This is a genomic window from Emticicia fontis, assembly GCF_054779675.1.
In genome coordinates, this window is record NZ_BAAGXU010000026.1 from 20,255 (window position 1) to 35,077 (window position 14,823).

The 14,823-nt window shown below is 36.2% G+C and carries 9 protein-coding genes; 1 reads left to right on the forward strand and 8 read right to left on the reverse strand.

What is annotated here, in order from left to right; all coding sequences use genetic code 11:
- Positions 1-108: 108 nt before the first annotated feature.
- From ACYVFA_RS13940 to ACYVFA_RS13955, 4 genes are all read right to left on the reverse strand, one after another.
- Positions 109-651: a hypothetical protein gene (locus ACYVFA_RS13940; protein ID WP_460472445.1), complete on the reverse strand. Its 543-nt coding sequence runs from the start codon at positions 649-651 to the stop codon at positions 109-111.
- Positions 652-791: 140 nt separating this feature from the next.
- Positions 792-1,244 carry a DUF3299 domain-containing protein gene (locus tag ACYVFA_RS13945; protein WP_460472446.1) on the reverse strand — a complete coding sequence of 151 codons (453 nt, stop codon included), beginning with the start codon at positions 1,242-1,244 and terminating at the stop codon, positions 792-794.
- Positions 1,245-1,347: 103 nt separating this feature from the next.
- Positions 1,348-2,574 (reverse strand): ABC transporter permease, encoded by a 1,227-nt coding sequence (locus ACYVFA_RS13950; protein WP_460472447.1) that lies wholly within the window; start codon positions 2,572-2,574, stop codon positions 1,348-1,350.
- Between the two features lie 62 nt (positions 2,575-2,636).
- On the reverse strand, positions 2,637-3,266 hold the full coding sequence (locus ACYVFA_RS13955; protein WP_460472448.1) for an ABC transporter ATP-binding protein: 630 nt from the start codon (positions 3,264-3,266) through the stop codon (positions 2,637-2,639).
- Positions 3,267-3,449: 183 nt separating this feature from the next.
- Here ACYVFA_RS13955 and ACYVFA_RS13960 point away from each other — a divergent pair, with 183 nt between their 5' ends.
- Complete coding sequence (locus tag ACYVFA_RS13960) at positions 3,450-4,748, forward strand: helix-turn-helix domain-containing protein (RefSeq protein WP_460472449.1); 1,299 nt, start codon at positions 3,450-3,452, stop codon at positions 4,746-4,748.
- A gap of 78 nt (positions 4,749-4,826) precedes the next feature.
- Here the strand turns inward: ACYVFA_RS13960 and ACYVFA_RS13965 are convergent, their stop codons facing one another.
- The 4 genes from ACYVFA_RS13965 to ACYVFA_RS13980 all read right to left on the reverse strand — a co-directional run bounded on the left by ACYVFA_RS13965 (position 4,827) and on the right by ACYVFA_RS13980 (position 14,756).
- The gene (locus tag ACYVFA_RS13965) at positions 4,827-7,217 is read right to left on the reverse strand and encodes an ADOP family protein (RefSeq protein WP_460472450.1); all 2,391 of its coding nucleotides are present in this window, start codon (positions 7,215-7,217) and stop codon (positions 4,827-4,829) included.
- 191 nt (positions 7,218-7,408) lie between these two features.
- Complete coding sequence (locus ACYVFA_RS13970) at positions 7,409-9,793, reverse strand: ABC transporter permease (protein ID WP_460472451.1); 2,385 nt, start codon at positions 9,791-9,793, stop codon at positions 7,409-7,411.
- A 99-nt stretch (positions 9,794-9,892) separates the two neighbouring features.
- Positions 9,893-12,268, reverse strand: a complete 2,376-nt coding sequence (locus tag ACYVFA_RS13975; RefSeq protein ID WP_460472452.1) for an ABC transporter permease — start codon at positions 12,266-12,268, stop codon at positions 9,893-9,895.
- 97 nt (positions 12,269-12,365) lie between these two features.
- Positions 12,366-14,756, reverse strand: a complete 2,391-nt coding sequence (locus tag ACYVFA_RS13980) for an ADOP family protein (RefSeq protein ID WP_460472453.1) — start codon at positions 14,754-14,756, stop codon at positions 12,366-12,368.
- Positions 14,757-14,823 lie beyond the last annotated feature (67 nt).

The following is a 14,823-nucleotide window of genomic DNA, read 5'->3' on the forward strand; positions in this document are numbered from 1 at the left end:
ACAGATTTTGTGTATCTGTAATTAGTTTTAATGATTAGTGAAACGTTTGATAACGTAAAGAAATGAAAAATATACGACTTTTTATCAATTAATAGCGTTTTGGCTATATTATTTTACAAGATTGACCCTTATTCCACCACTTACCTGTCCGTTTAAGAAGAAAGGAGAGGGGAGAGCTTCCAGATAAACACCACCATCAATAAAGAAAGCCAGATTATTTGGCAACCTGAATTCGAGACCTGCCGTTCCGGTTGGTCCTAAGGAGATTTTACTTACCGATTTAATACTTTCATTGCGCCAGGCATCAGGAAAATGCTTTCTCGAATTGATTTGTCCACCAAAGCCATAATAGGCATGCCCCCATTCTTTGCCGAAAAGTGCAGTATGATACAGGTAGATTCCCTGAATCATCAATCCTGCTGTTTTATATTCACCATTGTTATACCTCCGATCATTACCATATATTAACCCGTAAGTACCGACATTGATATCGAAAGCTCTGTCACCATTCTGAAAGTACTTTCTTAGATTGAATCCTAGGGGTTCGCCAACACGAAAACCCACGGCCCAATTATAGTCATATTGTGCTTGTGCAGTAGTAATTGAAGAGAAAATAAGCACAGGAATAACCAAAAACAGTAATTTTTTCATCTTTTAAATTTTATGTGATTGGGAAAGGATACAGAAACAAATATAACGACATTCTAACGAATAAAACTCCCTATTTATTCAATAAAAAAGCGCCTGAATTTTATTTCAGACGCAAAAAAAAGATTTTTGTAACAAAAAAACTATTGAACTAAATCTGCATTTGATAAAATATAGTTCAGTTCATTAATATCATCAGCATTCAGCTTCAATGTGCCTTTTACTGTTATTCTATCGTCAGTATTAAATCTCTTGGTTGTTTTTTTGAATTTTACCTGTACGACAGATTCAGGCCCCGCTTGTCCGCAGAAAAAACAAGAACTATAAGGATTCGCCGAAAGTACATACATATTAGCATCTACATCAACCGGAATCATATAGCCAGTAAGAACCACATCTTTGCCTTGTAATCCGGCGACTTTAGAACCAAAAGTAGGATAAAGAATAAACATGGATTCTTCCGCACTCCATTTCTTTTTAAATGTAACATCTCTCAATGTTTCCCATGAAATTTTAGTTGGTTCTTCTACAAAACCGAATGAAATAGCGCCTAAAAAAGCCAGATTGATGATGAAGTATTTTGATAGATTTTTCATATTTTCTATACCCTTTTCTGAGAAAAGGAAAGTTTAGTTTATAGATATTTCCCTCGTTTAAACCAGAGAATGATGAAATTATTGTCTAAAAATACAAGATAAATTATTCTTCAGCAAGCGTTCTTGAAATATTCAGCCTGTAAATATTAATTGATGGCAAGGCTGCTGCTAAAATTCCAATAGCTAGAGCGCCTATGAAAAGGTATATTTCACCCGTTTGTAAACTGATCTGATTCACATCAAAATGAAACTTTTTGCTTAGCTGATTCGAAATAAGAATGATGCCCACTCTACTTAAAATCACTCCGGCAACAAAACCGAATAATGCCAATAATACTCCCTCTAACAACAGCATTAAGAACAAACGAGTTCGGCTGGCACCCATAGAGAGCATTAATGCCATTTCATATTTCCGTTCTTTCAATGAATTATACAACGAAACAAAAACACTGATTCCAGAAATCAACATGATAACAGCCGCAAGTATTTGAAGCCCGTCAATGCCAATACCCAATAATTCAAATAAACGATTCACTTCAATTGAGGGCAGCGCTGCCTGTAATTTCGAATTTTGATTGATATTTCGAGGCATGCTCATCAAGCCCATCGGTGAGCGGAATTTTATCAGGGCACTTGTAATTTCCCGTTTAGACATATCCGCTTCTTCAGCTTCATGTTCTTCGTGCGTAGTGCTGTCTTCCTCTGCATGGGCTTCTTTATGTTCATGGATATTCCAGACACTATTAAGACTCGTCAGAACAAGATTATCAACAACAGAATTGTTAAATTCTAAAATGCCTGAAACTTTGTATTTAGTGTCACCATGTACCTCACCCTCGGCATCTAACCCATGAGAGCTTGAAAAAGTATCGCCTACTTTCATACCCGTATTTAAAGCTACCTGTGCACCGAGTACAACATCTAAATCTTTTTTGAACATGGCGCCAGTGGCCAATTTTGCCTTGAAATGCTCAAAATACTTTTTATTAGTTCCAACAATACGGTAGCTCAGGTAATTATCACCCATAGAAAGTGGAATCATTTCCTTTACCAAAGGATTCTGCGCAATTTCCTGCACATCACTCAGATAGACATTTCCTGTCGGATTGTCAATTTGATAAACACTAGATAGAATTAATTGCAAGGGACTCCCTTTTGCACCCACCACCATATCAATGCCACTGATATTTTTGGCGAATTTATCTTGCAGTTGCTTGCCCAATAATAATAATAAGGAAATAATGGCAATACCTAATGTCATGAGCAGGACGCATAAGAAACTATTCAGTTTTTTGTCCAGTATATTTTTCCAACTGATTTTTAGAAGCATTGGTTATTTAGTTTCGATAATTAGTATAGGGTTTTATAAAGGCAGTTTAAGGAACTTATAATTTAGCTCAGAATAATTTTGTTGCTGAATTTTGATTTCAAGCGTTGGTCATGCGTAACAATTACTAAAGATGCTCCAATATTCTTCGACTGATTTTCCAATAAACTAATTACTTTATCGCAATTTTCATCATCAAGGTTAGAAGTGGGTTCATCAGCCAATATTACTTCCGGATTATTCATCAATGCACGGGCAATGCTTACACGTTGTTGTTCGCCACCACTCAGAAGATTAGTCTTTTTGTCTAATAACTCATAAAAACCTAAACTTTTTGCTAATTTAGTTGCCTGCTCTTTTGATAATTCTTTATCTGCCAGATAATTGGCTAACAGGAGATTATCTAATACACTCAAAGAACTTACAAAATGAGATTTCTGATAAATAATTCCCAAATGAGTTGCTCGCATTTTAGCGGCTTCTTTTGGATTTAACTGCGCAAATTCCTGATTATTGATTTGAATAGAGCCACTTTGAGGTTGAAGTAACAATGCCAGCAGATGCAGGAATGTGGTTTTTCCCGTACCTGAATTGCCTAATATTAGTACAGCATCACGCTCAGCACAGGAAAAAGATGGAAAATTGAATTTCTTTTGGGCACTATAAGCAAATGTGAGATTGGAAACGTTAAGCATTTAGGATATTTTTATTCAAATATACATATTTGCAACTATATTGCATATCTATACTTTGATTAAGTTTATATAAATTTATCCAAAACTACAAAGTGAGAATGTTTTCAGAAAAAAAATAAAGGATTTTCTGAAAAATTAATTTACTTGCCACGTCTTTTCTTTAGCCTGAATTCTATTTGACACTTGAAATTACAACTGCTTTTTTCTTTCTTTTTACTCCTGCTTGTTTCCCGGCTTCAAGCACAGATTTCTATTCCTTATTTAAACAATGCACCAATAATTGATGGGTTTGCTAAGGATTGGAGTCTATCTGAAGCCAATAATTTCAAATCAAAGGCTAAAAATGTACTCTCTCTGAATCAGGTAAAGTATGCTTTAGGTTATGATGAGCACAATTTATATGGCATGTTTCAGGTTACGGACAAACATCTGACAGATTTAGCTTTGGATAAAAGTGGTAGCCCACGACTGACTTTTAATGATGCTATTGAATTATATATAGATGCCAGGAACAATAGCAAGTATAAAATGGATGCTTCTGACTATCAGATTATTATTGATTTGAATGGGAATGTAACGGTTTTCAGGGGAGGGGATAGATTTTTAATACAAGTAGATGAAGCCTTAGTGCCTAAAGATACCATTACCACTAATTTTGTAATAGAAGCAAAAACGATAAAAGAGGGGAGTTTGAATAACGGTAAAGATCAGGATAAAAATTACACAATCGAATTTCGAATTCCCTGGGCTTCAATAGGAATTGTACCCACTGAGGGAGAGTTCTTTAAAATGGATATTTGTTTTAATGATGCTGACGAATTTCTCAATATTAAACCTTTGCCTGAAACCAATCCAATACCACATTATAGTTATGAAAGTATTACCGGTAATACTGATTTCGGTTACCCAGACAAATGGACTAAGGCAAAATTGGTTGGTCGTGCATCCAGGTGGAAAAAACTAAATGAAAGCTATGGACATTATTGGTGGGTACTTTCTCTAAGTATTATTCTATTTTTTGCTCCAATAATAATCTACCTATGGGTATCAAATAACAAACTTCGAAAAATACAGCCTAAATCAATTGAAGTAGATAGAAAAATTGCTTCAATTCTAACCGAAGAAAATAACCTAAAGGCGATTGATTTAAAGGCTGAAAAAGCAATTGTTAAACACGCAAGAGCTTTTGTCATTAATCAATTAAGTAACGATATTACACCAGCCAATCTGGCAACTGAATTAGGGGTCAGTCTTCGTCAGTTACAAAGAATTTTTAAAGAAGAATTAAATATTACACCTAATACCTTTATAACAACATTTAAACTGGAAGAGGCCGCCACTATGCTAAAAACAGAGAATAAAAATATTTCAGAAATAGCATATGCCGTAGGGTTTTCTGACCCTGCTTATTTTACCAAAGTCTTTAAGAAATATTTCGGAAAAAGCCCGAAAGAATTTATGAAAAAACAAACAAACCCCTAGCCCCTAAAGGGGGATTTTAGTTAGTGAAATAATTAAAAATTCCTGCTTCCCAAACTCCCCTTTAGGGGTAGGGGCCTCTTATTCTGTCTTCAACGACCTAACCGGATTTACCATCGCAGCCTTAATAGCCTGATAGCTGACTGTTAATAGCGTAATAGCTAATGCCCCGAAAATAGCCACTACAAATATCCACCAAGAGATTTCTGTATGGTATTCATATTTGCTCAGCCAGTCGTTCAGATAGAAATAAGAGATTGGAATAGCTATAAGACACGAAATAAATACGAGTGTGACAAAATCTTTTGATAATAATTGCCAAAGATTGATAATGGAAGCGCCTAATACCTTGCGCACACCAATTTCTTTGGTACGTTGCTCTGCAACAAAGCTTGCCAGACCAAATAAACCTAAACAAGAAATAAATATAGCAAGTATTGCAAAGAATGTAGCCAGCGTACCTATACGTTCTTCAGCCGCGAATTTTTTACCGTAATCTTCATCCACGAAATGATATTCAAAAGGACTCGCCGGGTTTATTTTTCTGAATACGCTACCTACTTTTTCCAGAGCAACAGAGGCATTGATAGTAGGGTTAAGTTTTACAGAGTAAACATTATACCAGGCATTAATCATAAAATAAAAGGCCGGGCGGGTTGGAGAATAAGGCGATTGGGTGATCATATCTTTTGCTACTCCTATTATCTGCACCATCGTATGATTTCCATCAGTCCATCTGACATATTTGCCAATCGGATCATTAAAGCCCAGAACTTTTACTGCTGATTCATTGATGACTATTGCGACACTATCGGTCTTGAAATTTCTTGAGAAATCGCGTCCCTGAACAATTTCCATACCAACAGTTTTGCCGAAATCAGGGGTAACAGCCACCAGACTAAAAGAAGGTTGTTCATCAGGGTCTTTGCCTTCCCAGTCAAATCCGTTCGAATTTGACCAGATTTGTGAAACAGGGCTATTTGATTTACTCATATTTTCAACAACACCAGTATTGATTAACTCATTTCGTAGCGTTTCATAATACGCTTTGGCCAATTCAGGTGTTTTGATTGGAATATAAATCAAATTATTCCGATCATAACCAATGGGTCTGTTTTTAGCAAATTGAATCTGACGATAAACAATCATAGTGCCGATTACCAAGGTAACAGAAACACTAAACTGAACAATTACCAGCACTTTTCGGGGAATTGAAGCAAAACGACCAACTCTAAAAGTACCTTTTAGAACGCTAATGGGTTTGAAAGAAGAAAGATAAATTGCCGGGTAACTTCCTGCTAATAAGCCTGTTAGCAATACAAAGGCAAGGCTGCCTGTCCATAAATAGAGATTCGACCAAGGCATCGAGATTTTCTTGCCGGCTACATCGCTAAACCAAGACAATGAAAGTAAAACCAAAATAATCGATATAATAAACGCAAAACAGGCAGTCAATATCGATTCGCTCAGGAACTGATTAATCAACTGGCTACGAACTGAGCCTACTGCTTTGCGAATTCCTACTTCTTTGGCACGTTTTTCACTTCGGGCTGTGCTCAGGTTCATAAAATTAATACAAGCCAGAAGCAAAACAAATGCCCCGATAATGCCAAAAAGCCAGACATATTTAATTCTTCCGCCTGTCAACTTTCCGTTTTCAACGCCACTATACAAATGCCATTTAGACATAGGGTAAATAAATAATTCCGGTTTTGCGATTTTACCTTCTCTATTAGAATTTTTAAAGACAATATCTTTAATTTTAGGATAAACGCTTTCACTATTAGCATTTGAATTAAACTGCACGAAACATTGCCATGAGTTGTTCCCCCATTGATCCAATGCATTTTTAACCCATGATTGTTCGCTTATATAATAATTCCAGGAGATAAGGTAATTAACATCGCCGAATTCAGAGTTCTGTTGAAAATCTTTAAAAACACCTGTGATATTCAGATTGGCTCTATTGTCCAGTTTAATGCTTTTTCCAACCGGATCTATATCTCCAAAAAGTGATTTCGCCGTCGATTCTGATAACATGATGACATTTACATCAGTTAAACCATTCTGAATGCCACTCACCATTTTTAGTGATAACATTCTGGTAAATTCAGGCTCTACATACATACCATTTTTGATGAATTTGTCTTCACCATTAGCTAAAATGTGCTCAAAGTTCCAGGAAGTAAGGCTGATATCTTTGAAATCAGAGAATTTTTGCAACTCCTTTTTTAATGGTAACGATATGGAAGTCTGAGGGTTACGCTGTCCATTAAACGTTTGGTAAATACCGGCCCGACCTAGTGTTTCATAGTTGTCGAATGCTTTATCATAACTAAGTTCATCATAAACCCAAAAGCCGATAAGCATAGCGACAGCCATGCCCATAGCAAGACCCATAATGTTAATGAATGAATAACCTTTGTTTTTTTGAAGGTTACGGAATGCGATTTTAAAGTAATTACCAATCATAATTTTAGTTTTTATTGAATAGAAAATAGCGCTATAATCTCCTACTGCACAGACGATTGAGATTACAGAATGTTACAAAAAAAAGGCAGATAATTTTATCTGCCCTTGATCTGTCTTTATGTAACACTATTCCATAAAATCTAATACTTTAATCAGAGTTGTCAACCCTATGCACCTTGCCCCATGCCAAACTATTCAGTCTTCAAAGATTTGACTGGATTGGTCGTTGCAGCTTTAATGGCCTGAAAACTAACGGTAAGTAGCGTGATGAGTAATGCGCCTGCAATTGATACCACAAAAACCCACCATGAAATATCGGTGCGATATTCATAACGTTTCAGCCAGCCATTCAGATAAAAATAGGCAATTGGTATAGAAATAAGACATGAAATAAGCACAAGAATCACAAAATCTTTAGAAAGCAATTGCCAGAGATTCATTACCGAAGCGCCTAAAACCTTTCTTACCCCAATTTCTTTAGTTCGTTGTTCGGCCACAAAAGAAGCTAAACCAAATAATCCAAGGCAAGAAATAAAAATGGCAAGAATCGCAAAGAACGTTGCCAGTTTACCAACTTGTTCTTCATCACCGAATTTTCTTGCATATTCTTCATCGACAAATTTATATTCGAACGGTGCGGACGGGTTATATTTTTTGAAAATGGTCTCAATTTTTGCCAATGCCTCTCTTGAACTTTTATTAGGGTTCAATTTGAGAATCATCACATTTTCAGAATCCTTTGAAATATGAAACAAAGAACCTCTTGTAGGCGCATAAGGCGATTGTACAATCATATCTTTCACAACCCCAATAACCGTATAAGGTGTACCATTCCATTTAATAATCTTGCCAATTGGATTTTTGAAGCCAAGAAACTTAACAGCAGCTTCATTAATCACAAAGGCAGTTGAATCTGTGGCAAATTCTCTAGAAAAATCTCTGCCGAGTTTAAACTGCCAACCCACTGTTTTTCCATAACCATGCGTTACACCATTGTTCGGAAAATCAACTGCCAGACTCGGGTCTTTACCTTCCCATTCAAATCCACCGTTTGTATTCCATACCTCCGTGGTTGGACTGCCTGATTCCGTCATTTCCATAATAGCACCCGAACTGATTAATTCATTTCTTACAGCTTCAAAATGATTATGAATGTCGGAAGTCATCATATAGATATTAATCAATCCATCACGATTATAACCAATTGGTCGGTCTTTAGCATGTTGAATCTGGCGGAAAACAATGATAGTTCCAATAATCAGCGTAACTGAAACAGTAAATTGAAGTACTACTAATACTTTGCGAGGAATGGCAGCAAATCTTCCTACACGAAAAGTGCCTTTTAATACTTTAACGGGCTGGAATGAAGATAAATAAAGTGCAGGATAGCTTCCTGCAATCAGACCTGTAAATACGGTGAAAGTAATACCAGCTAGCCAGAATACTGGATTTGTCCAGAGAATAGATATTTTCTTATCCGCTAATTCATTGAAGAACGGTAGTGCAAAATGAACAAGCACAAATGACAATATGAATGCCAAAGCCACTACCAATATTGATTCACTAAAAAACTGAATAATCAACTGGCTACGAACCGAACCAATTGCTTTTCGGATTCCAACTTCCTTTGCTCTTTTCTCGCTACGCGCAGTGCTCAGATTCATGAAGTTGATACAGGCCAAAAGTAATACAAAGATACCAATGATACCGAAAAGCCAGACAAATTCAATTCTGCCGCCAGTATTTTTACCATCTTTAAACTCAGGATATAAATGCCACTTGCTTAAAGGATGTAAAAAAAGTTCAGGATTATATTTCTGGTCATCTTTGCCAACTCTATTATACTTAGCTTTTATTATCTTCTTTGAAACCACTTCCATATCAGCCTTATCGGCTATTTGAGCAAAAGCTTGTGTAAAATTGCTTCCCCAAGGATCTTCCATTTTTTTGATCCAGTCATTCGTAATCAGATATAATTCCCAGGGCATTACATAGTTCATATCTCTGAAACTTGAATTATACGGCAAATCCTCGTACACTCCTGTCACTCTGACATTAGTTTTATTATCCAGTTTCATCACCTTATCCATAGGGTCAGTAGCACCAAAAAAAGCTTTTGCATAAGATTCTGATAGGATAATAGAATTAGGTTCTTTCAGGGCAGCTCTTGTGCCTTTTAACATATTCAACGAAAGCATATCAGTTACTTGTGGCTCAAAGAAATTCCCGCTTTTAGAAAATTTCTTTTCTCCATAAGTTAATATATGCCCAGATGTCCAGGACGATTGCAGAACATATTTGAAATCACTGCCATAATTATTACGGATTTCTTCAGCCATTAAATAGGGCATTGAAGTATGCGTAGCACTTTGCCCATTATAATGCTGGTTTTGCATCACTTGTGCAATGCGGTCATAATTTTCATGATATTTGTCGTAAGACAATTCATCATAAATCCAGAGACCAATGAGCATTGCTACAGCCATGCCGGTAGCTAATCCAAAAATGTTAATGAACGAATATCCTTTGTATTTCAAAAGGTTTCGAAATGCGATTTTGAAGTAATTGCTTATCATAACGTATGTTGGTTAATGGAAAAAGGTTAAAGGAACAAGGATTTTTGAGTGATAAATGATATGCCAACCATTCTCCTTTTTCCATTTTCCTTTCTTCAGTTATTCTGTTTTTAACGATTTTACCGGATTCATCAAGGCGGCTTTAATAGCTTGATAACCCACAGTTAAAAAGGCAATTAAGACTGCGGCACCACCGGCTGCCACAAATACCCACCACTCAATGCTTATCCGATAGACAAAACCCAACAGCCATTTATTCATAAAATAATAAGCAATTGGACTAGCCATAATAATCGAAACAAAAACTAGTTGTAAGAAATCTTTAGATAATAGACCTGTAATACCGAAAACGGAAGCACCCAATACTTTTCTGATGCCAATCTCTTTGGTTCGGCGTTCGGCGGTAAAAGTTGCTAAACCAAATAAACCTAAGCAGCAAATGAATATGGCAACGAAGGTAAAAACACTAATCATTTCTAAGGCGCGTTTTTCACGCCAGAATTTTGATTCCAGTTCAGCGTCTGCAAATTTGATATTAAGAGTGGCTTCTCTATCGAAACTTTTTACTACTTTTTCGATTCTGCTAACCGCTTCATTGGCTGATAAATTCTGAGATAGTTTCAAAGTAATAAATGGAGCGTTGGCCAAGCGCATAAAGAATACGGTTGGTTTGGCGTTATCATAAGGTGAATCAAAAATAATATCCTCGGCAATACCGATAATATTGTATTTATTGCCGCTATATTCAATGGTTTCTAACAGAGGCTTCTTGAATCCAATAAGTTTAGCAGCCGATTTATTCAGAATGACTGTACCAGTATCCGTCTGGAATTTACGGCTGAAATCTCGTCCTTCAACAATTTTCCAGTTGACGGTTTTACCAAATTCAGGGGTAACAATTACTTCACCGAAACTCTCTGAACTATTTTGTGGTTTCCCTCTCCAATTAATGCCTGATTGATTATGCCAGTTTTCTGCTAATGGCGTATTCATCTCGGCCATTTCTTCAACTGCTCCCGAGGCTAACAATTGTTCACGCATAGCCCAGAAATGTCCTCTTAAGCCAGGGGTGTTCTTCTGAATCTGTATCAAACGGTTTTTATCATAACCCATCGGTCGGTTCATCCCATATTCTAGCTGTTGACGGATGACAATCATTGCCACGAGCATCATTACCGAAATAGTAAATTGAAATACAACAAGCGATTTTCTCAATAAAACTTCTTTGCCAGAACCAATTTTCAAACCTTTCAATATTTTTATCGGACTAAAAGAAGATAAATAGAGAGCAGGGTAGATTCCTGCTAATAGAATAATTAGGATAATCGCCGAAAAGAATTTGAGCGCGAAAAGAGGATCAGTTAAATTGATTTCGATTTTTATGGTGGTAAGTGTATTAAACCATACCACAAAAAAATGAGTTAAAATTAAACCTAAAAATCCTGCAATAATCACTAATAAGGCAACCTCGGCATATACCATTTGAAGAATACCTTTACGGCTTGAACCAATGGCTTTTCTAACACCAATTTCTTTGGCTTTCAAACTGGCACGAGCCGTGACCAGATTAACAAAATTGATAATGGCCAAGAGCAGAATAAAGATGCCAATAGTGGCATAAATAATTAAACTATTGAGCCCTAAGCCTACTGGTTTACCATTTTCAAATGCCGGATACAAACGCCAATTTGACATAGGGTGAATAAAGAGCTCTGGTTGAGATTTATCTTTTGTATGTGGTTGTAGCGTTTTTGCAATGGCTTTTGAAACTATCTCAAAGTCGGTATTCTGTGCTAATTTTATATAGATCGGAAATGAACTTTCTTCCCACAAGGATTTCGAATTCTCAACCCAATCTTCCATATTGGCATATGCTTCAAAATCTGCATAGAAATCTACATTCCTGAATGTAGAATTTAAAGGAAATTCTTTGTAAACCCCTGCTACTTTTAAATTACCTTTATTATTGAAATTAATGGTTTTATTGATAGGATTTTCAGTCCCAAACAAAGCCGAAGCTGTTCGCTGACTGATAAGAATTGAAGTAGGATCAAGAGGAAAAGTAGGGGATCCTTTAACAACTTGTAAATCAATGATTTTATCACCACCTTTTTCCATAAAGTAACCTCTTTTCACAACAGAAGCTTCTTTATATTTCAATGCTTGTTCTCCTCCAAAGGAAGATACTACCACCTCATCGAAATACTGACCATACTCATTACGAAGTGCCGCTGCCAAGGGAATCGGATTCGATTCTGTTGTATTAATACTGCCATTGTAAAGCAGATTCTTCTGGAGCATACCTACTTTTTCATAATTCCGGTTATAGGTATCGAACCCTAATTGGTTCTCTATCCAGAAAGCAATAGTCAATGTGGCGGCAAAACCCACGCTTAATCCTAATATATTAAGTACACTGTATAGTCTATTTTTTAATAAACTTCTGAATGCGATTTTTAAATAGTTTCGAATCATAAATGTTAGGGGTTAATGGAAAAAGGTTAAAGGAACAAGAATGTTTTTAACTCAAATGAGATTTTTTATTATGCTTTTTCCTTTTTCCTTTCTTCAATTATTCCGTTTTTAAAGACTTCACAGGATTCATTAAGGCAGCTTTAATTGCCTGAAAACTTACTGTAAGCAGTGTGACCACAATCGCTCCGACGCTAGCTGCTACAAAAATCCACCAGGATATATCCGTACGATAAGCATATTTCTGAATCCACCCATTCATGAAATAATATGCAATCGGTGCTGCTATGAAAAGAGAAATCAGAACTAGTATAATAAAATCTTTTGATAATAATTGCCATAAATTAAAGACTGATGCCCCTAAAACTTTTCTAACGCCAATTTCTTTTGTACGTTGTTCGGCCACAAATGAGGCTAAGCCAAATAAACCTAAGCAACTAATGAAAATTGCCAATATCGCAAAGAAAGTAGCGAGTTTCCCGATACGCTCTTCATTATCGAATTTCTTACTATAATCATCATCAACAAATTGATATTGGAATGGTTGCGTAGGGTTATATTTCTTAAAAGTAGTTCCCAATTTCTCAATAGCTTCTTTGGCACTCGACTTAGGGTTTATTTTAACCAGAATAATAGAACCTGCTTCATTGACATTTAATGGATAAAAAATGACAGGTTTCACTGGCTCAAACGGTGATTGCATGACCATGTTTTTTGCGACTCCCACTACTTTTAGAGATGTACCAAACCATTTAATGGTCTCGCCAATAGGGTTTTGCAATCCCATGAATTTAGCAGCAGCTTCATTGATAATCAATCCTGATGAATCAGAAGCAAAATCACGGGAGAAACTACGGCCTTCTTTAAATTTTAAATCTATCGTTTTGGCATAATCAAAAGAAATACCTGTCATGGCTATATCAACTGGCAGATTAGGGTCTTTACCTCTCCATTCAAACCCGCTACTGGTACCCCATATTTCGGTTGTTGGGTTACTGGTTTCTGCCATTTCTGAAATAACACCTGAATCTATTAGTTCGCTTTTAACTGCATCAAAATGTTTGTGTATTTCGTTGGTAGCAATGCTGACAGACACTAAGCCATTAGTATCATAACCAATAGGGCGATCTTTGGCAAACTGAATTTGTTTAAATATAATAATGGTACCTATAACCAGAGTAACCGAAACAGTGAACTGAACTACCACTAACACTTTGCGTGGAATAGCTGCAAAACGGCCTACATTAAAAGTACCTTTTAATACCTTAATAGGTTGAAAGGATGATAAGTAAAAAGCAGGGTAACTACCAGCAATAAATCCTGTAAGCAAACAGAAAACAGCACTCGAAATCCAGAAAGGTAGGCTTGTCCAGAGAATACTCATTTCCTTATCTGCAATTTGATTGAAAGCATGAAGGCTTAATTGAACGAATAATAAGGCAAGCACAAACGCAATACTGACTACCAATAAAGATTCGCTAAAGAATTGAGCAATCAACTGAAATCTTATTGAACCAATGGCTTTTCTGATACCTACTTCTTTTGCGCGTTTTTCGCTTCTGGCTGTGCTCAAATTCATAAAATTGATACAGGCCAAAAGCAATACAAAAATACTTATAATGCCAAATAACCAAACATATTGAATACGTCCGCCTGTATTTATACCATTTTTATATTCAGAATACAAATGCCAGCGGCTCATAGGAGATAAAAATAGCTCAGGTTTTTTCTTAGCTAAATCTTTGTTTACTTTATTGAGTTTAGCATCTTTTATTTTCAAAGAAACTTTATCTAAATCTGCGTTTTCGTTCAATTGCGCATAAATTTGGAACGCATTTGGTCTCCACGGGTCTTGTGCCGTTCTGACCCATTCGGTATTGTTAAAATATAAATCCCACGGAGCCATGAAAGCCACTTCGTGGAAAGTTGTGTTTTTAGGCAAATCTTCATAAACCCCGGTCACCTTTACATTCCAGTCATTACCAATTTTAACCAATTGATTAATAGGTTCTGAATCTCCAAAAAGTGCTTTTGATAGTGTTTCAGATAGTAAAATTGAATTTTGGTCTTTCAAACCCTCTCTCGTGCCTTTCAGCATTTTCAGACTTAATAACTCGGTAATCTCTGGTTCAAAAAAAGTACCTCTCTGGTTGATTTTGGTTTCTCCCACACTTAGTGTATGCGAGCCTGTTCCAGTAGCTAAAACTACTTGTTTAAAATCACTACCATAATTCTTACGGATTTCAGTAGCTAATGGGTAGGGAACATATACCTGCGTAGTGGTTTCACCGTTATTCGTCAGATTTTGCATTACCTGAGCAATACGGTTATAGTTCTGATGGTATTTGTCGTAAGATACCTCATCATAAACCCATAAACCAATCAGCATGGCAACAGCCATTCCAGTAGCTAAACCCACGATGTTAATAAGAGAATACCCTTTATGTTTTAAAAGGTTTCTGAATGCGATTTTGAAATAGTTAAGTATCATAATTTTGAGGAGAAAGGAAAATGCAGAAAGGAATATGAAGTTTATTCGTAATGAAAAAGATAGATTT

Bases quoted from the DNA above. Each gene is read 5' to 3' on its own strand.
- ACYVFA_RS13970 (WP_460472451.1), bottom strand. From the start codon at position 9,793: ATGATAAGCAATTACTTCAAAATCGCATTTCGAAACCTTTTGAAATAC.
- ACYVFA_RS13975 (WP_460472452.1), bottom strand. From the start codon at position 12,268: ATGATTCGAAACTATTTAAAAATCGCATTCAGAAGTTTATTAAAAAAT.
- ACYVFA_RS13945 (WP_460472446.1), bottom strand. From the start codon at position 1,244: ATGAAAAATCTATCAAAATACTTCATCATCAATCTGGCTTTTTTAGGC.
- ACYVFA_RS13980 (WP_460472453.1), bottom strand. From the start codon at position 14,756: ATGATACTTAACTATTTCAAAATCGCATTCAGAAACCTTTTAAAACAT.
- ACYVFA_RS13940 (WP_460472445.1), bottom strand. From the start codon at position 651: ATGAAAAAATTACTGTTTTTGGTTATTCCTGTGCTTATTTTCTCTTCA.
- ACYVFA_RS13955 (WP_460472448.1), bottom strand. From the start codon at position 3,266: ATGCTTAACGTTTCCAATCTCACATTTGCTTATAGTGCCCAAAAGAAA.
- ACYVFA_RS13965 (WP_460472450.1), bottom strand. From the start codon at position 7,217: ATGATTGGTAATTACTTTAAAATCGCATTCCGTAACCTTCAAAAAAAC.
- ACYVFA_RS13950 (WP_460472447.1), bottom strand. From the start codon at position 2,574: ATGCTTCTAAAAATCAGTTGGAAAAATATACTGGACAAAAAACTGAAT.